The organism is Pseudomonas sp. GM18 (assembly GCF_000282195.1).
Classification (GTDB): domain Bacteria; phylum Pseudomonadota; class Gammaproteobacteria; order Pseudomonadales; family Pseudomonadaceae; genus Aquipseudomonas.
The window spans coordinates 1-23,416 of sequence record NZ_AKJT01000028.1; the positions used below are offsets into that span (position 1 = coordinate 1).

Below are 23,416 nucleotides of genomic sequence, written 5' to 3' on the forward strand. Positions count from 1 at the left end.
CCCCCGCCGATACCTGTGGCTGGAGCGACAGCCTCGGCGGCGTGCTCTGCGCTGAAGAAGTCGCACAAAAATATGGCCAGGGCCGCTATCAGGAACTGCGCAACGGCTTCTTCCGCAACGGTACCGACAATTTGCTGGTGGAACTGGGCAAGTGGGGTTTGGGCCTGTCCGATCTGCAGATGACGCTCAACCTGTTCAGCCGGGTGAACGTCGATGAGGCTGGCCGTTTCCACTTCGTCGAAGGCAACTCCAAGGCCGGTGATTACATCGAGTTATACGCGCCGATGGACACCCTGGTGGTGCTCACCGCGCTGCAACACCCGATGGATCCGTCGCCGGCATACGCACCGAAACCGCTGAAGCTGAGCTGGATGAACGCCGACGCCAGCGTCGCCGAACATTGCCGCACCTCACGCCCGGAAAACGAGCGCGGTTTCATCAACACCGACCGTCTGTTTGCCTGAGGATCGCTGCCATGTCACTCGCTATCGCTACTGTTCACAAGCAACCAGAAACAGCGGTCTACCGCGCCACCATCCCCGCCGGCGAACCCTGGCTGATGGAGGTCAAGGCCGGCCAGACCCTGCGTATCCTCGACCTGGAAGGCAATCAGGCGATCGACACTCTGTTCTACAGCCTTGCCAATCCCAAGGAGCGCTATGACGTGCAGCGCACGTTGCGTCGGCAGAACAGCGTCTACCTGAGCACCGGCAGCGTGCTCTATTCCAACCTCGGCAAGCCGATGCTGACCATCGTCGAAGACACCTGCGGGCGTCACGACACCCTCGGCGGTGCCTGCGCACAAGAAAGCAACACCGTGCGTTACGCGCTGGAGAAACGCTACATGCACAGCTGCCGCGACAACTACCTGCGCGCCTGCGTGCATGACGGGCGCCTGGGCAAGGGCGACATCGGGCCGAACATCAATTTCTTCATGAATGTGCCGGTGACGGCCGATGGCGGGCTGACGTTTGAAGACGGGATTTCAGCGCCCGGCAAATACGTCGACCTGCGCGCCGAGATGGACGTGATCGTGCTGATCTCCAACTGCCCGCAACTGAACAACCCGTGCAACGCCTACAACCCCACGCCTGCGGAGCTTTTGGTATGGAACTGAAACTTGCGCGTTTGCGGCAGTGGTTGTTTGCCTTGTGTCAGAGCCGTTCCGGCCAGTGCATTAAGTAAGCAACCCTGTAGGAGCTGCCGAAGGCTGCTCCTACAGGGATCGAGTGAACCTCAGCCATCCGGGACGGCCCGGGTGCATCTCAAAAAACTGCGGGACGGCCCGCATCCCAGGTCGAGGCTGATGCGCTATCGCCTCCAGGGGTTATGCCATGTTCGAAAAAGTCCTCATCGCCAACCGTGGCGCCATTGCCTGCCGCATCCTGCGGACCCTGCGAGAGTTGCAGGTCAAGGGCGTCGGGGTTTACTCCGAAGCCGATGCCGCCAGCCTGCATATCCTGCACGCCGATGAAGCCCACAGCCTGGGCGAAGGCGCGGCGGCCGGCACTTACCTTGCCGTGGACAAAATCCTCGCCATCGCCAAATCCACCGGCGCCACGGCGATCCATCCCGGCTATGGATTCCTCTCGGAAAACGCCGCGTTCGCCGAGGCCTGCGAAGCAGCCGATATCGCCTTCATCGGTCCCACGCCCGAGCAACTGCGCGTGTTTGGCCTCAAACACACCGCCCGCGCCCTGGCCAAACAACACGGCGTGCCGATGCTCGAAGGCACCGAGCTGCTCGACAGCCTTGACGCAGCCCTGATTGCCGGCGAACAGGTCGGCTACCCGGTGATGCTCAAAAGCACCGCCGGCGGTGGCGGCATCGGTATGCGCGTGTGCCGCAGCGCCGCCGAATTGAGCGAATCCTTCGACGCCGTCAAACGCCTCGGTCAGAACAACTTCAGCGACGCCGGTGTGTTCATCGAGAAGTACATCCAGCGCGCCCGGCATCTGGAAGTGCAAGTGTTCGGCGACGGCCAGGGCGAGGTGATTGCCCTCGGCGTGCGCGACTGCTCGGTGCAACGGCGTAACCAGAAAGTCCTCGAAGAAACCCCTGCCCCCAACCTGCCCGACGGTATGGCCGAAGCGCTCTGCCTTGCTGCAATCAAACTCGCCAAGGCAGTGAACTACCGCAGCGCCGGAACCGTGGAATTCGTCTTCGACAGCGACGCCCAGCGTTTCTATTTTCTTGAAGTGAACACCCGTCTGCAGGTGGAGCACGGTGTCACCGAGCAAGTGTGGGGCGTGGATCTGGTGCGCTGGATGGTGGAACTGGCGGCCGGAGATTTACCGCCATTGAACGCATTGAGCCAAGGCTTGAAAGCCGACGGCCACGCAATCCAGGCAAGGCTCTACGCCGAAGATCCGGGGCGCGATTTTCAACCGAGTCCCGGCCTGCTGACGGCAGTAAGTTTCCCCATTGCCGATGGCAAACACCTGCGCATCGACACGTGGGTCGAGGCCGGTTGCGAGATTCCGCCGTACTTCGACCCGATGATTGCCAAGGTCATCCGCTGGGCGCCGAATCGCGAAGAAGCCCGCGCTGAGCTGCTTCAGACTCTAGGTGACAGCCTGCTGTACGGGGTGGAAACCAACCGCGATTACCTGCGGCAGATTCTGCTCGATGTGCCCTTTACCAGCGGCCAGCCGTGGACTCGTTGCCTGGAAGGTCTGGTCTATCGGGCCAACACCTTTGAGGTGATCAGCGCCGGCACCCAGACCAGCGTTCAGGATTATCCGGGGCGTCTCGGTTACTGGGCAGTCGGCGTGCCGCCGTCGGGGCCGATGGACAACCGAGCGTTGCGTTTGGGCAACCTTTTGCTGGGTAACGACGAGGGTGCTGCGGCGCTGGAAATCACCATGAGCGGGCCGATGTTGCGCTTCAATTGTGATGCGGTTGTGGCGGTGACCGGTGCGCAGATTCCATTGACGCTGAACGGTGAAGCGGCGCCGATGAACACCGCGCTGCGGGTTCCGGCCGGTGCCACATTGCATCTCGGCACGATCGCCGGTGCAGGCGCTCGCAGCTATCTGTGCCTGCGCGGTGGCCTGCAAGTACCGGATTATCTGGGCAGCAAAAGTACCTTCACCCTCGGTCAATTCGGTGGCCATGGCGGTCGTGCGTTGCGTGCCGGGGACGTGTTGCATGTGCCAGCCTTGATCGACCGTAGCGCGGGCATTCAATTGCCTGAAGAACAGGTCACCGAGTTACCGGCCGTGCGGCAAATCCGGGTGATCTACGGCCCGCATGGCGCGCCGGAATACTTCACCGAACACTACATCGGCACCTTCTTCGCCACCCAATGGGAAGTGCATTTCAACTCCAGCCGCACCGGTGTGCGGCTGATCGGGCCCAAGCCAGAATGGGTGCGGGCCGATGGGGGTGAAGCCGGGTTGCATCCGTCGAACATTCACGACAATCCGTATGCCATTGGCGCGGTGGATTTCACCGGTGATATGCCGGTGATCCTCGGTCCCGATGGCCCGAGCCTTGGTGGGTTTGTCTGCCCGGTGACGGTGATCGAAGCGGATCTTTGGCAGATCGGGCAACTGAAGGCTGGGGACAAGGTGCAGTTTTTGCCGGTCGATCTCAAGACCGCCCGTAACCTCGCCCTGAAATGGGATTCCTGTGGGAGCTGGCTTGTCTGCGATAAGGCCCGATCAGACACCGCATCAACTTCATCGCAGGCAAGCCAGCTCCCACAGGGGATTGTGTCGCCTGTGGTGTTGGATATCGGTCAGGGAGATACACGGTTGGTCGCCCGGTTGTCAGGGGATACTCACCTGTTACTGGAAATCGGCGCACCGGAGCTGGACCTGGTCCTGCGCTTCCGCGCCCACGCGCTGATGCAGGCATTGGAAGGCAAACACCTGCACGGCGTGATCGACCTGACGCCAGGCATCCGCTCGCTGCAGGTGCATTACCAACCGGAGCAACTGCCGCTCGCCGATCTGCTGGGCATCGTCGCCGGTGAGTGGGACGCCGTGTGCGCCGCCAAAGACTTGCAGGTTCCCTCACGCATCGTGCACCTGCCGCTGTCCTGGGATGACCCGGCCTGCCAGTTGGCCATCGAAAAATACATGACCACCGTGCGCAAGGACGCCCCATGGTGCCCGAGCAACCTGGAGTTCATCCGGCGCATCAATGACCTGCCGAACCTCGACGAAGTGCAGCGCACGGTATTCGACGCCAGCTATCTGGTGATGGGGCTGGGCGATGTCTACCTCGGCGCACCGGTCGCCACCCCGCTCGACCCACGGCATCGTCTGGTCACCACCAAATACAACCCGGCCCGCACCTGGACCGCCGAAAACTCGGTGGGCATCGGTGGCGCCTATATGTGCGTGTACGGCATGGAAGGCCCCGGTGGTTATCAGTTCGTCGGCCGCACCCTGCAGATGTGGAATCGCTACCGCGAGGTCGCCGCGTTCGATGGCAAACCGTGGCTGCTGCGGTTCTTCGATCAGATCAGCTTCTACCCGGTAAGCGCCGATGAACTGCTGCGCATTCGACGGGACTTCCCGCTCGGGCGCTTCGCTCTGAACATCGAGCACAGTCAGTTGAACCTGGCGGATTACCAGGCGTTTCTGGCTAAGGAGGCCAACAGCATTGCCGCGTTTCGGGATCAGCAAAAAGGTGCGTTCAACGCCGAGCGCGAGCGCTGGATCGCCAGCGGTCAGGCGCATTTCGACAGTGAAGAGCCGGCGCCGCAAGTGACCGAAGAGGCGCTGTTGGCCGACGGTCAGCAGAGCATCGACAGCCACATCGCCGGCAACCTCTGGCAGGTTCAGGTGGAGGTCGGCAGCCGAGTGATCGCGGGTGATGTGCTGGTGATTCTGGAGTCGATGAAGATGGAAATCCCACTGCTCGCGCCCATGGCCGGTGTGGTGCGCGAGATTCGTGTGCAACCCGGCTCGGCAGTGCGCGCCGGACAGCGCGTCGTGGTGCTGGAACTCGACTGAAGCCATTTCAACAAGGATCTGAACCATGAACATCAATCTGCAACTCGACGCCCTGCGCAACGCATACCGTGACGGCCACACCACGCCCAGGCAACTGCTGCCGAGCCTGCGGGAAAAAGCCGCGGCGCTGAACCCGGACTATCACCTGTTCATCCATTTACTCAGTGTCGAGGAACTGGAACCGTACCTCGCCGCCCTCGATGGTCGTGACCCAGGCAGCCTGCCGCTGTACGGCGTGCCGTTCGCGATCAAGGACAATATCGATCTGGCGGGCATTCCGACCACGGCGGCGTGTCCGGCGTTTGCCTACGTGCCGGAACGTTCGGCGACCATCGTCGAGCAACTGCTGGCGCTGGGCGCGATCCCGCTGGGCAAGACCAATCTCGACCAGTTTGCCACCGGCCTCAACGGCAGCCGCTCGCCGTATGGCGCTTGCCCGAACAGCGTGTTGCCGGAATATCCGTCAGGCGGTTCCAGTGCCGGGTCTTCACTGGCGGTGGCGCTTGGCGTGGCGAGTTTTTCCCTGGGCACCGACACCGCAGGTTCCGGGCGCGTACCGGCAGCGCTGAACAGTCTGGTCGGTTTGAAAGCCACCAAAGGGCTGATCTCCACGGCCGGGGTGGTTCCGGCCTGTCGCACGCTCGATTGCGTCACAACCTTTACGGCCACGGCCCGGGAAGCCAGTCAGTTGTTGGCACTGACCGCTCATCTCGATCCACGGGACGAATACAGCCGCAGCAACCCGCAGTGGAATGACGGCTCGGCCTTCGGCACGCCGCGCGCGTTTCGTTTCGGTGTGCCCCGTGCGCAGGACCTGGCGTTCTTCGGCTGTCCTGAAGGCCCGTTGTTGTTCGGTGATGCCATCGACCAGCTCAAAACCATGGGCGGTGAAGCGGTCGAACTGGATTTGTCGCCCTTCCTGGAAGCGGCGCGGCTGCTCTACGAAGGGCCGTGGGTGGCCGAGCGTTACAGCGTGGCCGGCGAATTGATGGAGCAAAATCCTCAAGCCGTGCTGCCGGTGATTCGTGCCGTGCTGGCCAAGGCCCCGGCGGTGACCGGCGTACAAACCTTCCGTGCCCACTACCGGCTGCAAGCCTTGAAGGCGCTGTGCGACAGAGCATTGGAGGGCCTCGACTGCGTGCTGACGCCAACCATCGGCCGTCCGGTGACGCTGGCGGAACTGGCGGCTGAACCGGTACTGCGCAACTCGGAACTGGGCTACTACACCAACTTCATGAACCTGCTCGATTACGCTGCCGTCGCCGTGCCCAGCGGATTGATGGGCAATGGTTTGCCATGGGGCGTGACCTTGTTTGGTCGCGCGTTTACCGATCAGTATCTGTTGAGCGTGGCGGATGCCCTGCAACGTCAGCAGGGCCTGGCCTCACCCGTACCGGCGGCCATCGCGCGCAATGACCGGGCACGGCTGGTGGTCTGCGGCGCGCATCTGGAGGGACTGGCGCTGAACTGGCAACTCAAACAGCGTGGAGCCCGGCTGGTAGAAACGACTCAGAGTTCTCCCGACTATCAACTGTATGCCCTGGCCGGTGGCCCACCGTATCGCCCCGGCATGGTCCGCGTTAAAGAGGGCGGCGTGGCCATAGCGGTGGAAGTATGGGAATTGCCGAGCAGTGAATTGGGCTCGTTCCTCACCGGGATTCCGGCACCGCTGGGGTTGGGCAAGGTGCAACTGGCGGATGGCCGTTGGGAGAGCGGTTTTATCTGCGAACCGTATGGGTTGGAAGGAGCGCTGGATATCAGTCATTTGGGTGGTTGGCGGGCGTATTTGAAAAGCCTGGGTTGATCGCCTGATCACCGGCAAGACTCCTTCAGGAATGTGCGGGCGTTAGCTTGCACATGGCGGCTTGCGGGACGATCATGCGCAGCTCGGGCCAAACAAACCGGCCATTACCGAATGACCCTTTCATGAATAAGCCAGACCTCTGCCCGGCCTGCGGCGCTTCCAACGACTGCAGCCTGGCCGACCCACGAACCGTCGATCGTGCCTGCTGGTGCTACGGCGTCAGCATCGACCCGGCGGTGTTCGAAACTCTGCCGGCCGAGCTGCGCGACAAGTCCTGCCTGTGCCCGGCCTGCGCCCGGGTCGAGGCGCAGTTGCAAGCAGCCGCCTGGCCGATCACGTAAGATGCGCGGCGCTCTCCCACCGAATCCTCCCACCGAATCCTCCCACCGAATCCTCCCACCGATCCCTGACCATGCGCGTTGACCGTTTCCTCAGCAACCTGCCCCGCTTCAACCGCAAGCAGGTACGCCTGTTGCTGGTGGAAAAGCGCGTCAGGGTCGACGGAACTATCGTCAGCGACCCTCACGCCGAGGTGCTTGAGTTCAGCCGCGTGGAGGTCGACGACGAAGTGCTGCAAGTCGGCAAACCGGCCCGCTACTTCATGCTGCACAAACCCCCCGGTTGCGTCAGTGCCACCCGCGACCCGCAACACCCGACGGTGCTCGACCTGATCCATGAAGCGGACAAAAATGACCTGCACATTGCCGGTCGCCTGGACTTCAACACCACCGGCCTGATGCTGATCACCAACGACGGCACCTGGTCGCGACGCCTGACCCAACCACAGACCAAACTGCCCAAGGTCTACTACGTCGAGACAGAGCAGGAGATCACTGCCGACTACGCGATCACGTTCGCCAAAGGCCTGTACTTCGCCTTCGAAGACCTCACTACCCAACCTGCCGAACTGGTCGTGCTCGGGGCAAAGTCGGCGCGCCTGAGCATCGTCGAGGGCCGTTATCATCAGGTAAAACGGATGTTCGGCCACTTCGACAACAAGGTGTTGCGCCTGCACCGTGAACGCATGGGGCCGCTGCTGCTCGACGACGCGTTGAAGCCCGGCGAATACCGGCCGCTGAGCGACGAAGAGATCCGATTGATCTAAGCAGACGACCGCTCAGCAGAAGTTGTCGAACATTTTTCGAAAGATACTTGCGCGATGACGTGACCCCTGCTTGAATCAGGACGTCGGCGCGAAATGTGACCGACGAGTCACCAAAACTACTCTAAGAAACTTTTTGCCGGCAGAGAACCCTCAGGTTCCGCCTTCCCCCGGCAAACTGCCCGCTTATAACAATACCCGTCGACCGGCCTGCAATGGATCGACATGGGCCTTCAAAAATTCCAGGCGTATGCCTACCTGTCACAAAGCTCGTGCAATCTGATTTGCGCGCATACCCGCTTGCCAGGAGTCTTATGTCATGAGGCCAGAAATCGCTGTGCTGGATATACAGGGTCAGTATCGGGTTTACACGGAGTTCTATCGCGCAGACGCCGCAGAAAAGACCATCATTCTGGTCAACGGCTCGATGTCCACGACTGCGTCGTTTGCCCAAACCGTGAAAAACCTTTATCCGCAGTTCAATGTGGTGTGCTACGACCAGCCCTATGCGGGCAAGTCCAAGGCCCATAACCTGCATGAGAAAATGCTGACCAAGGAAATCGAAGGGCAGATCCTCCTGGAGCTGATCGACCACTTCGCCGCCGAACACGTGCTGTCGTTTTCCTTTGGTGGCGCCGCCACGCTCGTCGCCCTCGCCCACCGGCCACGGCGCATCGAAAAGGCTGTGATCAGTTCGTTCTCGCCGGTGGTCAACGAGCACATGCTCGACTACCTTCAGCGCGGTGTCGATTACCTCGGCAGCCGGGACGGTGACCGCGTCGGCCATCTGGTGAACAGCACCATCGGCAAACACCTGCCTTCGCTGTTCAAGCGCTTCAACCACCGTCACGTCAGTTCGTTGGCCGAGCATGAATACGGGCAGATGCACTTTCACATCAGCGACGTGCTCAACGGCGATCGCAACTGCTATCTGAACACGGCAAAGAAAATCAACGTGCCGGTACTGTTCATGAACGGCGAATGGGACGAGTACACCGCCGCTGACGATGCCAGGCTGTTCGCCGGCCATGTGCAACACAGCACCTTCACCACCCTTCAGGCCACCGGCCACTTTCTCGACATGGAACATAAAACTGCCTGCCAAGACAGCCGTAACGCACTGCTGGGTTTCCTGAAACCGGCGCAACACGAAAGCCGGCCGCGTTACCACTACGTCCAGGACCACCATGCATTGGCAATCTGAAACAGAGTCATCGCGAGCAAGCCCCGCCCTGCAGTGTTGAACGCACTCCTATAGGCGCGAGGCTTGCCCGCGAATGACCGTAACGCAGTCTCTGCGTGTGCTTCACCCGGCGCTAAAGCCATCGCGCATAAAGAAAAACTTCAAATCCGCGCTCACATCTGGTACAAAGTCAGCCGCTCTGAGCGGGTGTCGTATAATGGCATTACTCCAGCTTCCCAAGCTGATAACGAGGGTTCGATTCCCTTCACCCGCTCCAATCAGATTTCAGTCTCACGTCGTTTTTGACGGGGGATGCAGGTAAAGAAAAAACCGGCCTCGATGGCCGGTTTTTTTGTGCCTGGGGTTTAGCGGCTTCCAGACCTTGACGCCTCCCGACCCGCATACTAGCGAATGCTATACTTCCTACGAATTGCATGAAGTGTGCAACGTTCCCCACGGGCGCAGATACCGACTGCAAATCTCAGTTAACGGCTGCAAGACAGAGGAGGCCTGCAGCCAGCACGAGATGGGAGGTGTGGCATGAACCGACACTATTACATCAGTGACAATCTCGACGATCTCGAATCCGTTGAAAATGAACTGGAAGCCAACGGCATCAATACCGAACAAATTCATGTGCTCAGTGAACAAGTGGCTGATGTTGAAGAACATCACCTCCACGAGGTCAACTCGTTGATGAAGCAGGATGTTGTTCACTCTGGCGAGATTGGTGCGGTGGTTGGTGTGCCTCTCGCGGCACTGGTCCTTGGCGGCGCTTATTGGATGGGCTGGACCGAATCCGCTGCAGGCTGGGTGCCTTTTATCTTCCTTGCCATTGTTATATTTGGCTTCTGCATCTGGGAAGGCGGCTTTTTTGGTATCCAGGTGCCGAACGCGCACTTCCGCAACTTTAAACAGATGGTAGAAGACGGCAAACATATCTTCTTCGTGGATGTTGAACCGAATCAGGAGCCGGTATTGGATCGGGTCATTGAACATCATCCAAAGCTGAAGATCGCCGGCACGGGTACGGCATCCCCTCACTGGACAGTCGCCTGGCTGCACAAATGGCATCAGTTCAAGCGAACGATATAACGCCATTTACTGCGGGTTGACCCCGGAGGCTCGAGGCCATCCGTAAGCTGCTTATTGACCGAAGAAAATGACCCGGCTGAGGAAAACATAATCCGCCTCGGTGGCCATCAGCCCGACGAGCACCAGCAAACACAACGGTGGCACCAATATGGCGTAGACCATGGCCAACCGTTCCCAGGCCATGTGCATGAAGATGGAGACAATTAACCCTGCCTTCAACAACATGAAAGTGATAATCAGGGCCCACCGAAGGTAGCCATGGAAGTGAAAATAGTCGACGAGATACGACATCGTGCTGAGGACGAATAACAGCCCCCAGATTTTGAGATACAAACTGATCGGATGTTGCTGACCCTGAGCATGCGCCATCACCCGTGCTCCTCTACCATAAATAGAAGAAAGCAAAAATAAACACCCACACCAAATCCACGAAGTGCCAGTAAAGCCCGGCTATCTCGACGTTCTGATAGTTTCCGGAGCGCTCATAATCTCCTCGCATGACTTTCATCGCCACAATGCTGAGGTAGATGGCGCCGATTGACACATGCAGCCCGTGGAAACCGGTAATCATGAAAAAACTCGCACCAAATTGCGCCGCGCCCATGGGATTCCCCCAGGGACGCACCCCTTCGGCGATGAGCTTGCTCCATTCAAATGCCTGCATGCTGACGAAGGTCACACCCAAGGCAGCGGTCGCCAGCATCAGAGCCGTGGTTTTCGCGCGATCACGGCGATAGGCGAAGTTAACGGCCATGGCCATGGTGCCGCTGCTGCTGATCAGCACAAAGGTCATGATGGCGATCAGAATAAGCGGGATTTCTCTGCCGCCGATCGTCAATGCGAACACTTCACTGGGGTTCGGCCAAGGGGCGGTGATGGTCATACGGACCGACATGTAGCCGGTTAAAAAACAGGTGAATATAAACGTATCGCTGAGCAGGAATATCCACATCATCGCCTTGCCCCAGGGGACCTGCCTGAAAGCCTCCCTATCCGAGGCCCAGTCGCTGGCAATGCCCTGCCATCCGGGTGCAGGCGGCAAACCTGGTGGATTGGATGAACTTGACTCGCTTGGGGCTTCTTGTGGATGCGATGCCATGGCTTTTCACCTCAGGCCGCAGAATCTGGCGATGGCTTCATAGGTTTGCGGCGTGCTGGTCAGCAGCGCGAAGAGCACAAACCAAAGACCCAATAAGTAATGCCAATAGATGGTACAGAGTTCTACGCTGGCGCTGAGTTGCGGCAACGGCACGTGACGCAGGAATTTAGCGACGGTTATGCCCCAGGCAATCAACCCACCCAGCAGGTGGAGACCGTGCACACCGGTCAACAGGTAGAAGAAACTGTTGGCCGGATTACTGGCGACAAAGTAGCCCCAGGCGACAAACTGCTGCCAGACCCAGACTTGTCCCGTCAGAAAGGCAATTGCAAATACGCCCCCCACTACAAAACCCATGACCGTTGCGTCCAGTCGAGCCTGTCGGGCGGCTATGCGCGACCATTGCAGTGCGATGCAACTCAATACCAGAAAAGCCGAATTCACCCACAACGGCCATGGATTGGCTAACGGCGCCAAGGGGTCTGTCAGAGGTAGCCAGTCGGCCATTTGTGAGCGGGCGATGAAGGCAAGCAGGAAGAGAAAGAATAACGAACTCACCACGGCCAGAAACAAGCGCAGGCCTATTCTTGCCGTTTGGCTTCTATCGGCGGCGGCCTGAACACCTTCAGGATCGCGATTCCAACTGCCGCCGGGATCAGCGTCGTCGGCGTTTCTCAATAGCAGTCTGTTCATGTTTTAACGTCCGCTATCCTGGTTCCGGCACTGAGTTGGCGCATTTGCTCCAGTTCCTCGGCGGAGACCGTTTGCGGAACGAAATCCTGCTCTATCCCCGGCACGCTGTAGTCATAGGCCCAGCGATGCACCACCGGCAGCTTCGCTCCCCAGTTACCGTGTATCGGCGGGGTGTTCGGCGTTTGCCATTCCAGACTGGCCGCGCCCCAGGGGTTACTGCCTGCGGGTTTACCTTTAAATACACTCCAGGCCAGGTTGAACACGAACAGCAACTGGGAAACGCCGACGGTCAATGCAACCACCGTAATGAAAGCATTCAACTCTTGCGCCGACTGCGGGATGAACGCGTAGTTTTCATAGGCGTAGTAACGGCGCGGCATGCCCTGGAAACCCAGGTAGTGCATGGGGAAGAAGATGGCGTAGGTGCCCAGAAAGGTGATCCAGAAATGCAACTTGCCCAGGGTGTCGTTAAACATGCGCCCGGTGACTTTCGGGAACCAATGATAGATGCCGCCGAACACCACCAGTACCGGTGCGACTCCCATGACCATATGGAAATGGGCGACGACGAAATAGGTGTCCGAGAGCGGAATGTCCACGATCACATTGCCGAGAAACAACCCGGTCAGACCGCCCACCAGGAAGGTGACGATAAAGGCCAGGGCAAACAGCATCGGCACGGTCAGATGAATGTCGCCCCGCCACAGGGTCAGCACCCAGTTATAGACTTTCAGTGCAGTCGGCACCGCGATGATCAACGTAGTGACGGCGAAGAAAAAGCCAAAGTACGGGTTCATCCCGCTGACATACATATGGTGCGCCCAGACCACAAAGCTGAGCACGCCAATCGCAATAATCGCCCACACCATCATTCGGTAGCCGAAGATATTTTTACGCGCATGGGTGCTGATCAAGTCGGAGACCAGACCAAACGCAGGGAGAGCAACGATGTAGACCTCCGGGTGGCCGAAGAACCAGAACAGGTGCTGGAATAATATTGGGCTACCGCCCTGATGATTGAGCTGCTGCCCCAGCGAGATGATCGCCGGCATAAAGAAGCTGGTGCCCAACAGCTTGTCAAACAGCATCATGACCGCACTGACAAACAACGCCGGGAAGGCCAGCAAGGCCATGATCGAGGCCATGAAGATTCCCCATACGGAGAGCGGCATGCGAAACAATGTCATGCCGTGCGTGCGCGCCTGCAACACCGTGGTGACGTAGTTCAGCCCGCCCATGGTGGCGGCGACAATAAAAATCGCCAGTGAGACGAGCATCAGGACGATGCCCCACTCGACCCCCGGTGTCCCCTGAGTAATCGACTGTGGCGGATAGAGCGTCCAGCCCGACCCGGTGGGACCGCCAGGAACAAAGAAACCGGCGAGCAATACCAGTACCGCCACCAGGTAGAACCAGTAGCTCAGCATGTTGACGTAGGGGAAGACCATGTCGCGGGCACCCACCATCAGTGGGATCAGATAGTTACCGAAGCCTCCCAGAAACAGGGCCGTCAGCAAATAAATGACCATGATCATGCCGTGCATGGTCATCGCCTGATAGTAAGTATTGGCGTCCATGAACGCCAAACTGCCGGGAAAACCTATCTGTATGCGCATCAAGCCGGACAACACCACGGCGATAAGCCCCACGAACAGAGCCGTCAACGAATATTGAATGGCTATGACCTTGTGGTCCTGACTCCAGACATATTTGGTCAGGAAGCTTTTAGGCTCGTGCAGTGCTTCTGTTTCGGCTTGCTCCGCATAGGCCATCACGTCATCCTCCTGTCGAAGTTTCAGTGTATTGCTGGCTGCTTACGGCTATTTCCCTGGCTGCGCCTTGCTCGCATCAGCGTCGGCATTCGCTTTGGATTTGATAAAAGCGATCAGTGCATTCAACTCCTTATCGCTCGGAGCAAAGACCGGCATGACGGGCGCATAGCCCTTGACGATTTTGGCAGCGGGATTAAGAACCGAATCTTTTATATAACCCTCATCGACCTTTATGTTCGTACCGTCGGCAAGGGTTTCGGTCTTGCCATACAGGCCCTGCCAGCTGGGGCCGATGCCCTTGCTGCCATCGACACTGTGGCAGGCCAGACAGCCGAGCGACTCGGCCAGCCGCTGTCCCTGCGCCGCCAAGTCATCACCTGGGGCCGACGCTTCGCCGGCAGAACGTTCCTCGTCCTGGGGCGCGACACCCAGCGATTTGATCAGGGCGACGAGCGCACCCAGTTCATCGTCATTGAGAGTATAGGTCACCATGACCGGCGGGTAGCCTTGTACCAGGCGGGCCTTCGGATCGAGGATCGACTCTTTCAGGTAAGCCTCATCGACCTGCACACGGGTGCCATCGACAAGCTGTTCCGTGCGACCATACAACCCCTTCCATCCCGGGCCGAGACTGGCACTGCCATCCTGGCTATGGCAGGCCCCGCAGCCGTATTTTTCGACCAACAGGCGGCCCTTTTCCAGCACGCTGTCCCGACTGGGCTTGGCAGCTGTCGCTAATGTCTGCGCGAACGTCGGTTGGCTGTTCAGCCATTGATCGAAGACGTCCTGTTCTTCCACGATCATATGGCCGCGCATGTTGTAATGACCGACGCCACAATACTCAGCACACAGAATTTCATAGTTCCCGGTTTTGGTCGGCGTAAACCAAAAGTACGACACCATCCCTGGCACCATGTCCATCTTGCTACGCATCTGCGGTACATAGAAATCGTGCAGTACATCTTTGGATCGCAGTAAAACTTTTACCGGCTTATCAAGTGGAAGGCGAACTTCATTGCTTTTTATCAGGACATCGTCCTGCCCGGCAGGATCATTGGGGTCGATGCCAAGGGGGTTGGTGGAATCAACAAACTTGATATCCGACTTACCCAACTTCCCGTCTTGGCCAGGGAAGCGAAAGGCCCACTGCCACTGCTGGGCGATCACTTCAAGTTCATAGGCATTTTTCGGTACCCGGATAAAATCATCGTAAACAACCAGGCCTGGCGCCAGCATGGCGGCAATACCTACCGAGGTAACGATAATTAACCATAGTTCCAGCTTTTTACTTTCTGGCTGGTAGTGCGCCCTGGAACCCGCCTTGTGACGATAACGCATCACGGCTACCGCCATGAATACCGTAATGGCGATGAAGAATATTCCGCTAATGATCAGGGTGATAAACAGGGTGGTGTCTATGGATCCCCAGTTGGAAGCTGCCGGTGTTGCATGCCAAGGCGCGAGTATATGGAAGAGTACTGATGCAATAACGATTAGTATCAGGATAATTGCTATTGCCATGTTCTCTTCATCCTGTTCCCGTTGCTCATTGGTTATGCCAAAGCATCGCCACTGACGTCCAAGCAGGGCAGACAACTGCCACCCATCCCGGTGGCAAAGTCAGTAAGCAGTATAGAGCGATCGGGCTGTACCGTGAGGCGGGCAAGCGAGGCCCGGTTGCCAGCTATACTCAATTTCAGATTACGAACGGCAGAGATCGGCCAGAAGCGGCCCAAAAGACCGACCCTGCCCATGCGTAGTAGTCAGAAAAGTGATGGCATTGAGGGGAGACAAGAGCCATAGAGTCCAGCAGTCCACGACGGAGGTTTCGTCATGAGTACCCTGACGATCGAAGGCTGGTGCAAGCCCAGACCCGAGCAGAAGTCCATTCCGATCGGCGAGATCCATTTTTACGTCGACGGCCCCCTCCATCTGCGTCTGGAGGAAGCTGAAGAACGTCTGCAGAATACCCATGAGCGTGAAGCCATGGTCGACGTCGACATGAGCTCAATGGAATTGATCTTGCCGGAGGGATACGCTCCCTTGTCCGACTGCCAGATGCGCGTCTATTTGCATGACGAGCGTGGTCAGTTCCATTTGGTCGGGCATCGAGCGAGCGATGGCAGCTTGATCTATAGCAACGCGGTTTTGATTGATCAGTTGCTTTAGCAGCACCCCGAAGTATCCACCTGAAAATAAAAATGCCAGTCAGCCTGACTGACTGGCATTCCCCTTGAAGGGGAGCGCTCGCTTCTGACTCTCGCGCTCGGAAAGCTGCCTTGAAGATCGTCTAGAGCGTGTAAGAAATACCGACCTGAATGGTTCTCGGCTCACCAGGGTAGGCATAGACATTGCCGAAGGCGCCTTCTTCATAGTCACGGTCGAACAGGTTCTTCACATCGAGATTGAGCCTGACCTTGTCATTGACCTTGTAGAAACCGAGCAGATCGACAACGGTGTAACTGCCCATCGAAAACGCCGTATTAGCGGTCTGGCCTGCACGCTCATCGACGTACTTGCCCCCCACACCCAAGCCAAGCCCTTTGAACGTGCCATCCTGGAACTCGTAGACGTTGAGCAGGCTGAAGCTGTTCTGCGGAATGTTCATCAGCCGGGTTCCCGACTGGATCACATTGTCCTTGGTGACCTCGGCATCGACATAGGCATAGCCGCCAATCACTCGCCATTCCGGAGTCAGATTGCCGGCCACGTTCAGATCAAAGCCACGGCTGCGCACCTCTCCGGCCGCTACGCTGAATGTAGAGTCCACAGGATCGGTGGTGAGGACGTTGCGTTTTTCAATCTGGTAGATCGCCGCGTCAACACTCAACTGGCGATCCAGGGCTTCCCATTTGATACCCATCTCATAAGACTTGCCCTTTTCCGGCTCAAAACCTCCGCCCTGACGGCTGGCCCCCGTATTGGGCTTGAAGGAGCGCGCTGCATCGGCATACACCGCTACAGTATCGGTGAGATCGTAAATCACCCCAAGACGCGGCGTCACCGCGTTGTCGCTCGCAGTCCAGCTCCTGCCACCCGGCACAAAAGTCTCGTAGTCGTGCTCAAAGCGCTCGAAGCGGGCGCCCGCCAGGACTTTTAAACGCTCGGTCAACGCCACCTGATCCTGAACGAAGGCTGCGTATGTCTTGAGGTTTTCCTTGTCGTTGGTCGGGGTACGGGTCAAGGCTGGACGAGGCTGGCCGTACACCGGATTGAAGAGGTCGATCGAATAGGCGCCGACCGCTCCGCTGGAGCGCTGGATGATGGACTTGTAGTCATAATCCTCGTACTCGACACCGGTCAACAGCGTGTGCTCGAAGCCGCCCGTGGAGAAATGCCCGGTGAGGTTCAGTTGAGTGTCTTTGTCCGTCCACTCCAGCTTGCGGTAGCTGAAATTACGACCCAACGTGCGCCCGTCAGCGGCAACACCATTGGCTTCAATTGCGTTGCCCTGCAAGGTGCCATCGAGCCATTGAAAACCACCACCCAATGTCCAGTTATCGCTTAGCAGGTGCTCGAACCGCAGCTGTGCCATGTTGTTGTCGTTGTGTAATTTGCCCGCGTCTTTTTCACCGAAGAAGGTGTCACGAGACGCTGTGCCAATTTGATTCGGATAGCGCGTCAGACCGCGGTCCAGAGGGTGATTGTTGCGCATGAAGTCGCCCTCGAAAATCACCTTGGTGTCGTCGCTGGCCTGCCAGGAAAGGACCGGCGTCACCCCATAACGTTCGGTTTCGACATGATCGCGGAAGGTTTCCCCGCCCTCGCCCACCACATTCAGGCGATACGCCAGACGGCCTTCTTCGTCGAGCGGGCCGGAGGCATCCAGCGTGCCGCGCTTCATACCCTGGTCATCCAGTTGGCTGCCCAGCGTGACCGTGCGCTCTGCCAGCGGTTGTTTGGAGACAACGTTGAATGTGCCACCAGGATCGCCCCGGCCATAGAGCATGGTCGCTGGGCCGCGCAGCACCTCCAGCCGCTCGATGGTGTTTGCGTCAGGCATGTTCGGATAACCACGATTGATTGGAAAACCGTTGCGATAAAACTCTCCGGTGGTAAATCCACGCACCGTAAAAGTAGTCAGCCCCTGACCACCGAAGTTGTTGGCCCGCCCCACTCCGCCGGCATAATCGAGTGCGTCCTGAAGGCGAGTTGCACCGATGTCCTCTACAACATCCTTGGACACCACGCTAATGGACTGTGGCGTTTCGTGAATCGCAGTGTCGGTTCGTGTCGCACTGGCCGACCGCGTTGCGTGATACCCCTTCACCGGCCCTTGTGCTGTTTCATAGTCCGTCGTACCGATGATGTCGGTCGCTTGCAACTCCAGACTGGTCTTTTCCGTAGCGGCTTGCTCTGCCCATGTAGACGGAGAAAACGCCTGGAGCACACAGATAGAAAACAAAGTACGACGCATTGATGAAGAACCTTGGTGGAGAGGCCAAATGAGACGGCATACGTGCCAATAATTTGCGGCGCATGATATACCGTATTGTTAGCCTTTGATACGTATTCGCATTTGAATGCTTTTACGAACCCCACCAATGGGACAATCGATCAAGCGTGTCCCTTTGTTCGTCAGCGCGTCGCCACCATGAACAACCGCGGAAACGGCAACAGCACCGAACCATCGCTCAGCGCCGGATAGGCCTGCTCGATTGCCGCCTGATACTGCTTGAGATAGTGCGCCCGCTCCACGTCATCCAGTGGTTCGAGAAAAGGCCGCAAACCGGAGCCCTTGAACCACTCGACCACGCCCGACGCGCCGTCCGCGAGCGGATGATAGTAAGTGGTGCGCCATACATCGACGCGGGTACAGTGAGCACGCAGCATTGAGTAGTAGCCGCTTGCACCCTCCATCTCCGTTCGCTGGCCAGCGGCACGTGCCAGTTTGTCAGCCCAAGGGCCGTTCGCTGCAACCTCGCGCATCAACCGGTGCGACGGTTCGTTGAGGTTATCGGGCATCTGGATCGCCAGGCTGCCGCCGGGCGCGAGCCGGGACACCAGAGATGGCAGCAGCCGGGCGTGATCCGGCACCCACTGCAGCACCGCATTGGCGAAAATCACATCGAACGGGCCGGTCTCGTTCCAGGTATCAATGTCAGCGGTATCGAAACGTACTTGAGGCAAACGCTTGCGGGCGGCCTCGATCATATCGGTCGAACTGTCCAGCCCACGCACCGCTGCATTGGGAAAGCGCTGCACCAGCAACTCGGTCGAATTACCGGGGCCACAACCGATGTCGATGGCCGAACGGACGTCCACTGCGGGAATGGCGGCCAGCAAGTCACGCGCCGGGCGCGTGCGCTCATCTTCAAAAGCTACGTATTGTTTGGCGGACCAACTCATATCGCTCTCCTGTCGGGTGCATTGTTGTAGCCAGGGGCAGACAACCGGTTGGCTACGATACATCGTCCGTGTCAGTTAACCCACGCCCCCACCCGCCAGTGCCAGCCATCGTTACGTTGCTCCCAGTGCGGATGCACATAACGATACCCCGGTCGTTCCGGGACCCAATGGCCATGAACCGCGACATAACGCCCACCTTCCCAACGCCAGTACCCCCTGGACCAGAGGTAACCCGGTCGCCCCTCGGGCTCCACCTCAATAACGCGTTCCGGTGGCGGCTGCGGTGCAATGACCTCAACGTATTCACGCTGCACCGGACGCCGGTCATGAACGACCCGCTCCTGCACACATCCCGCAGCGGCCACCACCACCGCCAGCAACACCATGTAACGTAAAAACATGCCGCCTCCTCTGGCTGAAAGCCAAGTCGAGTGAACCAGCAAAAAAAACGCCCCCTTTTCCACCATGCTCCTGCCTGGTTCACTGCTTTTTTAACAGGTCTTGTCTGTCTATTGCCTGAACCTGGATCACTTGACGAGTGAAAAACACAGGGGATCTGGATGAGCCTTTTTTTATCGCCAAATCGTTGGAAACCATAACAAAAATGACCGTTCGTCGATCGACCATCAAAGCAGTTTTGACAGTATAAAAATGACATCTATAGTCCTATCGCGGCCTGTTGGAAGGAACCCAACCCGTCATTTCAAGGCAAGGAGCAAGGCCAGCTCGTACCCGTGATCGAGTGGGTTCCCCAGTAGTGTGTTCGCAACGGCCACAAGGCAAACAAGCGTTGTCGTGCCTGATAAGTAGCCAGACAATCACTCTGTTAAAAGGAGCTTCACTATGTCTCGTATCACGGATGTACTTGTTTCCATCGACACTGAAACCATTCTGAAAAACTACCCGAACATCAGCAAAAACCCTGCTGCACCGACGCTGATCGACTGGAAGCACGTCTACATGGTCACCAATCAGGATAACGTGGTCAGCGGCCAGGCCGGTGGTGAGCTGGACCTCAAGGCCCAGGTCGGCGATCTGATCCGCTGGCGTGAAACCAGCCTGTCCCAGAGCTTCGAACAGGCCGTGATTTTCTACAAATTCATCGGCAACCAAGGCAACGATCTGATCTCCCCGCCTTCGCCACGCACGGCTACCGCTAGCGTTGCGGTACCCAACCCCAGCAATCCATCGGTGCCTAGCTGTCAGAAAGTCGCCAACCATTACTGGTCTTCGGAAACCCTGGCGTGTGGTCGTGTGACCTATCACTTCAACTTCCTGATCGTCGACCGTAACTGCCAGACTATCGCCTGCTGCTCGTGGGACCCGTTCATTTCCATCCATAACTGATGATGGAATCGACCCCTTGGCAACGAGGGGTCACCCCAGTTCGTTGCCGCCTCGGCTGGAACAGGATGTCTTGCTTGAAACCGAAGCGGCTACCGTGTTGCGTCAACATCATGAAAGGAATCCATGATGACTTCCGAACCGATTACCTCCCCTTCGGCGAGTACTGTGACAGCCAATAGCGTACTGCTGATCGTCGATGCCGAATCGCTGCTTTCCCGCTATCCGCAACCCAGCCTTGAACCGCAAAAGCCGACGGTGATTGAAGATGGCTTCATCTTCGCCGTCAGTGCTATGACGGCAGCAGAAAATGTTATAAATGACAGTAAAATTACGTTAGCCACCAACAACGGAAAAGCCTTTCATATTCGCGGCAGGACCGTCAGTTTGCTGGCCGAACACACCGTGGTATTCCACAACATGACGGTGGACGATGCCGGAATCCTTTCGCCGCCCAAACTGATCGTCCACGGCGACCAGACCGTCCCCGCACCCGACCCCGCCAACCCTACCCAACCAGGCAGCCATAGCGCCGATGATCATTATTGGGAGTGCTCACAACTGAGCGCGGGCACGGCAACCTGTGAACTGAGCTTCATGCTGATCAACCAGCGCTGCGAAGCGCTCGGGTATTTCAGCTGGAAGACTGAGGTGACGATGTCGGCGTGAACGGATTTGCACAAAAAACCGGCCTCAGGGGCCGGTTTTTTTATGGTACGTGTTCACTGCTGAACCATGTCGCGGGTGACGCCGATCACCCGCGCAACAGGCTGACTAACGACTGGCTTGCAGCGCCCTGGCCATTTGCAGGTGGTTTTGCAGCTTGGGCAGGGTTTCTTCGGCGAACGCTTTGATTTGCGGCACGTCCGTGGTCTGCGCTTGTTGTTGAAGTTGCTCGATGGCTTCCTGGGTGGTTTTTACCTGACTGTCGACGTACGCCTGATCGAAAGAGGTATCGTCCTTAATCTCCGGCATCAAGGCTTTGGCCTTGTCGACCACCTCTTCGCGTGGCGCGACCGGTAAATCGAGTTGCTTGGCAATTTTCGCCAGATGCTGGTTGGCGGTGGTGCGATCGTTGATCACCACGATGGTGTAATCCTTGACCTCTTTGGATTCGGTTTTCTGGTGCGCCAGGCGGCTGGCTTCGATGTCGGCCATGCCTTGGGCCGACGCCTCATTGACGAATTCGGCGGGAGACTGGGCAAAGGCACTGCTGGCGCACAGGCCCAGTAACGTGGCAAAACCGGCAGTGCGTAAACGGGTGGCCATCCGGCTCATGGTCGCGCCCTCCTTCTTGAAATTCAAACGGGAGCTTGCGCCCCCGTCCATTAAACAAAACCACCTTCACCTATTACCGAGACTTCTGACCGCCTTTGCGGCCCATGCTTCCTTTCGAAGGGTCTTTATCAACGGTCGTCGTGGTGGTTTTCCCACCTTTGCGACCCGCTTCAGACGCCTTGGTTCGATCGTTGGCGAAGCCTCCCGGGTTCGGATTTTTTGAAGTAGGCATGGTTCTCATCCTCTTGGTGATGATCACAGCGAGCAATCGCCCGCATAGGATATGAATTTCCATGCCCAAAAAGGTTTAGAAAACCTGGCAACGCCGCGACGAACGGTGACGGATTTTCAGACCCCGAGACGTGAATGGTGCTGGCGCTTGGCGGCGTACATCGCCTCATCGGCATGCCTGAACAGCTGCTTTTCTTCGGTGCCATGTTCGGGGTATCGCGCCACGCCGATGCTCGGCTGGATCGTCAGGTTGTGCCCGTCCAGACGCAGGGACTGAACCAGCACCTGGCGGATTTTCCCCGCCACATTTTCGGCGTCTTCGGCGGCGTGAATGCTGTGCAACAACACGACAAACTCATCGCCGCCAATGCGCGCCACCGTGTCTGTTTCGCGCACGCAGCCCTTGAGCCGATTGGCGACCGCTTGCAGCAGCATGTCGCCGACCGCATGACCGAAGGTGTCATTGACTTGCTTGAAGCGGTCAAGGTCGACATAGAGCAACGCCATTCGACCGGAGTCTGCCCGGGCCAGCGCCAGCGAGGCTTTCAGGCGTTCGCGCAGCAACTCGCGATTGGGCAACTGAGTCAGTTGGTCGTACTGGGCCATGCGCTGGAGCCGGGTATGCAATTGCTTGCGCTCGATCGCGGTCGCGACCTGGGCGCAAACATACTGCAGCAACTCCTTGTCTTGCTCGGTGTAACGCTCGCCGCCCGGCATGCTTTTGACGATCAGCGCGCCAATGGTGCCGTTCTGCGAATTCAATGGCACGCCCAGCCAGCAGGGCGAATCCTGGCCCTCGACCAGCGCTGCAAACCCCTCAGGCGGATTGTCCTGATCCGGGGTCAGCAGGATCGGCAAGCCACTGCGAATTACTTCGGCGCACAAACGCCCGGTAATAGTCCCGGGCTGTTCGGGCTGCGGCTCATGATCGTCGACGTGATAGGGGAAATTCAGCTGCGCACAGTGCTCGTCATACAACGCTACGGAGAAATTCAACGCCGGCAGCCATTCACCAATGATCGAATGGACGCGTTTGAACAGCGCCAGCAAATCTTCCGCCGCATGGGCCGCTTCGGAGATCGCATACAGCGCCGCTTGTCGGGACTCGGCCTGTTTGCGCTCGGTGATATCGCGAGCCACGGCGATACGCAACTGATCGACCTCCGACCAGCGTGCCGACCAGAGAATGTGCGCCACCCGACCGTCCTTGCGCAGGTAACGATTTTCAAAGTTGAGCTTGGGCTCGCCCCCCATGATCTCCCGCGCGGCGTCGAGGGTACGCTGTCGGTCGGCGGGATGTACCAGGTCGATCATCGACTGGCCGATCAGTTCGTCGGGGGTGTACCCGAAAATACGCTCGCAGGCCGCGCTGACAAATACGAAGCGACCTTGTTTGTCCACCGCACAAACGGCGTCCAGCAAGAGGTCGATGTAGCTCGCCAGTGGCGCGGAATTTCTGGTTTCCATGATGCCGAGAGCATGTCCGGACAATGCAACAT

The 23,416-nt window shown here is 58.2% G+C and carries 22 protein-coding genes and 1 tRNA gene; 12 read left to right on the forward strand and 11 right to left on the reverse strand.

Annotation, left to right across the window (positions count from 1 at the left end; genetic code table 11):
• The 9 genes from PMI21_RS21115 to PMI21_RS21080 form a co-directional block, all read left to right on the forward strand.
• A partial coding sequence (locus PMI21_RS21115; protein ID WP_007935696.1) for a DUF1989 domain-containing protein occupies positions 1–464 on the forward strand: 464 nt, incomplete at its 5' end.
• Between the two features lie 11 nt (positions 465–475).
• Positions 476–1,117 carry an urea amidolyase associated protein UAAP2 gene (locus tag PMI21_RS21110; protein ID WP_007935698.1) on the forward strand — a complete coding sequence of 214 codons (642 nt, stop codon included), beginning with the start codon at positions 476–478 and terminating at the stop codon, positions 1,115–1,117.
• Between the two features lie 217 nt (positions 1,118–1,334).
• Positions 1,335–4,967, forward strand: a complete 3,633-nt coding sequence (uca, locus tag PMI21_RS21105; RefSeq protein WP_007935700.1) for an urea carboxylase — start codon at positions 1,335–1,337, stop codon at positions 4,965–4,967.
• 25 nt (positions 4,968–4,992) lie between these two features.
• The gene (gene atzF, locus PMI21_RS21100) at positions 4,993–6,771 is read left to right on the forward strand and encodes an allophanate hydrolase (RefSeq protein WP_007935701.1); all 1,779 of its coding nucleotides are present in this window, start codon (positions 4,993–4,995) and stop codon (positions 6,769–6,771) included.
• Positions 6,772–6,893: 122 nt separating this feature from the next.
• A complete protein-coding gene (locus PMI21_RS21095; protein ID WP_019580865.1) occupies positions 6,894–7,112 on the forward strand; it encodes a cysteine-rich CWC family protein in 219 nt (72 codons plus the stop codon).
• Between the two features lie 71 nt (positions 7,113–7,183).
• Complete coding sequence (locus PMI21_RS21090; RefSeq protein WP_007935703.1) at positions 7,184–7,876, forward strand: pseudouridine synthase; 693 nt, start codon at positions 7,184–7,186, stop codon at positions 7,874–7,876.
• Between the two features lie 316 nt (positions 7,877–8,192).
• Positions 8,193–9,077, forward strand: a complete 885-nt coding sequence (locus PMI21_RS21085; protein WP_007935704.1) for an alpha/beta fold hydrolase — start codon at positions 8,193–8,195, stop codon at positions 9,075–9,077.
• A 182-nt stretch (positions 9,078–9,259) separates the two neighbouring features.
• Positions 9,260–9,333 (forward strand) — tRNA-Gly (locus PMI21_RS0127965).
• 263 nt (positions 9,334–9,596) lie between these two features.
• On the forward strand, positions 9,597–10,151 hold the full coding sequence (locus PMI21_RS21080; protein WP_007935706.1) for a hypothetical protein: 555 nt from the start codon (positions 9,597–9,599) through the stop codon (positions 10,149–10,151).
• A gap of 51 nt (positions 10,152–10,202) precedes the next feature.
• Here PMI21_RS21080 and PMI21_RS21075 read toward each other — a convergent pair whose 3' ends face one another.
• Genes PMI21_RS21075 through PMI21_RS21055 form a run of 5 tightly spaced genes read right to left on the reverse strand, consistent with a single transcriptional unit; the run spans position 10,203 to position 15,236 of the window.
• Positions 10,203–10,520 carry a cytochrome C oxidase subunit IV family protein gene (locus tag PMI21_RS21075; protein ID WP_007935708.1) on the reverse strand — a complete coding sequence of 106 codons (318 nt, stop codon included), beginning with the start codon at positions 10,518–10,520 and terminating at the stop codon, positions 10,203–10,205.
• A 13-nt stretch (positions 10,521–10,533) separates the two neighbouring features.
• Complete coding sequence (locus tag PMI21_RS21070; protein ID WP_007935710.1) at positions 10,534–11,250, reverse strand: heme-copper oxidase subunit III family protein; 717 nt, start codon at positions 11,248–11,250, stop codon at positions 10,534–10,536.
• 6 nt (positions 11,251–11,256) lie between these two features.
• Positions 11,257–11,943: a cytochrome c oxidase subunit 3 gene (locus PMI21_RS21065; RefSeq protein WP_007935711.1), complete on the reverse strand. Its 687-nt coding sequence runs from the start codon at positions 11,941–11,943 to the stop codon at positions 11,257–11,259.
• Positions 11,940–13,715: a cytochrome c oxidase subunit I gene (gene ctaD, locus PMI21_RS21060; RefSeq protein WP_007935712.1), complete on the reverse strand. Its 1,776-nt coding sequence runs from the start codon at positions 13,713–13,715 to the stop codon at positions 11,940–11,942. The genes PMI21_RS21065 and ctaD overlap by 4 nt, the downstream gene beginning before the upstream one ends.
• A gap of 48 nt (positions 13,716–13,763) precedes the next feature.
• On the reverse strand, positions 13,764–15,236 hold the full coding sequence (locus PMI21_RS21055; protein ID WP_007935713.1) for a cytochrome c oxidase subunit II: 1,473 nt from the start codon (positions 15,234–15,236) through the stop codon (positions 13,764–13,766).
• Positions 15,237–15,548: 312 nt separating this feature from the next.
• Between PMI21_RS21055 and PMI21_RS21050 the strand changes: the two genes are divergently transcribed.
• A complete protein-coding gene (locus tag PMI21_RS21050; RefSeq protein WP_007935715.1) occupies positions 15,549–15,884 on the forward strand; it encodes a hypothetical protein in 336 nt (111 codons plus the stop codon).
• A 121-nt stretch (positions 15,885–16,005) separates the two neighbouring features.
• On the opposite strand, the gene PMI21_RS21045 is transcribed toward PMI21_RS21050, so the two are convergent.
• The 3 genes from PMI21_RS21045 to PMI21_RS21035 all read right to left on the reverse strand — a co-directional run bounded on the left by PMI21_RS21045 (position 16,006) and on the right by PMI21_RS21035 (position 19,465).
• The gene (locus PMI21_RS21045; protein WP_007935721.1) at positions 16,006–18,132 is read right to left on the reverse strand and encodes a TonB-dependent siderophore receptor; all 2,127 of its coding nucleotides are present in this window, start codon (positions 18,130–18,132) and stop codon (positions 16,006–16,008) included.
• Between the two features lie 161 nt (positions 18,133–18,293).
• On the reverse strand, positions 18,294–19,064 hold the full coding sequence (gene tam / locus PMI21_RS21040; protein WP_007935722.1) for a trans-aconitate 2-methyltransferase: 771 nt from the start codon (positions 19,062–19,064) through the stop codon (positions 18,294–18,296).
• A 71-nt stretch (positions 19,065–19,135) separates the two neighbouring features.
• Positions 19,136–19,465, reverse strand: a complete 330-nt coding sequence (locus PMI21_RS21035; protein WP_007935723.1) for a YXWGXW repeat-containing protein — start codon at positions 19,463–19,465, stop codon at positions 19,136–19,138.
• 442 nt (positions 19,466–19,907) lie between these two features.
• Here PMI21_RS21035 and PMI21_RS21030 point away from each other — a divergent pair, with 442 nt between their 5' ends.
• Together PMI21_RS21030 and PMI21_RS21025 are read left to right on the forward strand one after the other, a co-directional pair.
• Complete coding sequence (locus tag PMI21_RS21030; RefSeq protein WP_007935725.1) at positions 19,908–20,411, forward strand: inclusion body family protein; 504 nt, start codon at positions 19,908–19,910, stop codon at positions 20,409–20,411.
• Positions 20,412–20,537: 126 nt separating this feature from the next.
• On the forward strand, positions 20,538–21,077 hold the full coding sequence (locus tag PMI21_RS21025; protein ID WP_007935727.1) for an AidA/PixA family protein: 540 nt from the start codon (positions 20,538–20,540) through the stop codon (positions 21,075–21,077).
• Between the two features lie 105 nt (positions 21,078–21,182).
• On the opposite strand, the gene PMI21_RS21020 is transcribed toward PMI21_RS21025, so the two are convergent.
• The 3 genes from PMI21_RS21020 to PMI21_RS21015 form a co-directional block, all read right to left on the reverse strand.
• Positions 21,183–21,686, reverse strand: a complete 504-nt coding sequence (locus tag PMI21_RS21020; protein WP_033063870.1) for a DUF4142 domain-containing protein — start codon at positions 21,684–21,686, stop codon at positions 21,183–21,185.
• Positions 21,687–21,759: 73 nt separating this feature from the next.
• Positions 21,760–21,918 (reverse strand): KGG domain-containing protein, encoded by a 159-nt coding sequence (locus PMI21_RS28675; RefSeq protein WP_081499461.1) that lies wholly within the window; start codon positions 21,916–21,918, stop codon positions 21,760–21,762.
• A gap of 116 nt (positions 21,919–22,034) precedes the next feature.
• A complete protein-coding gene (locus PMI21_RS21015) occupies positions 22,035–23,384 on the reverse strand; it encodes a sensor domain-containing protein (protein WP_007935729.1) in 1,350 nt (449 codons plus the stop codon).
• Positions 23,385–23,416 lie beyond the last annotated feature (32 nt).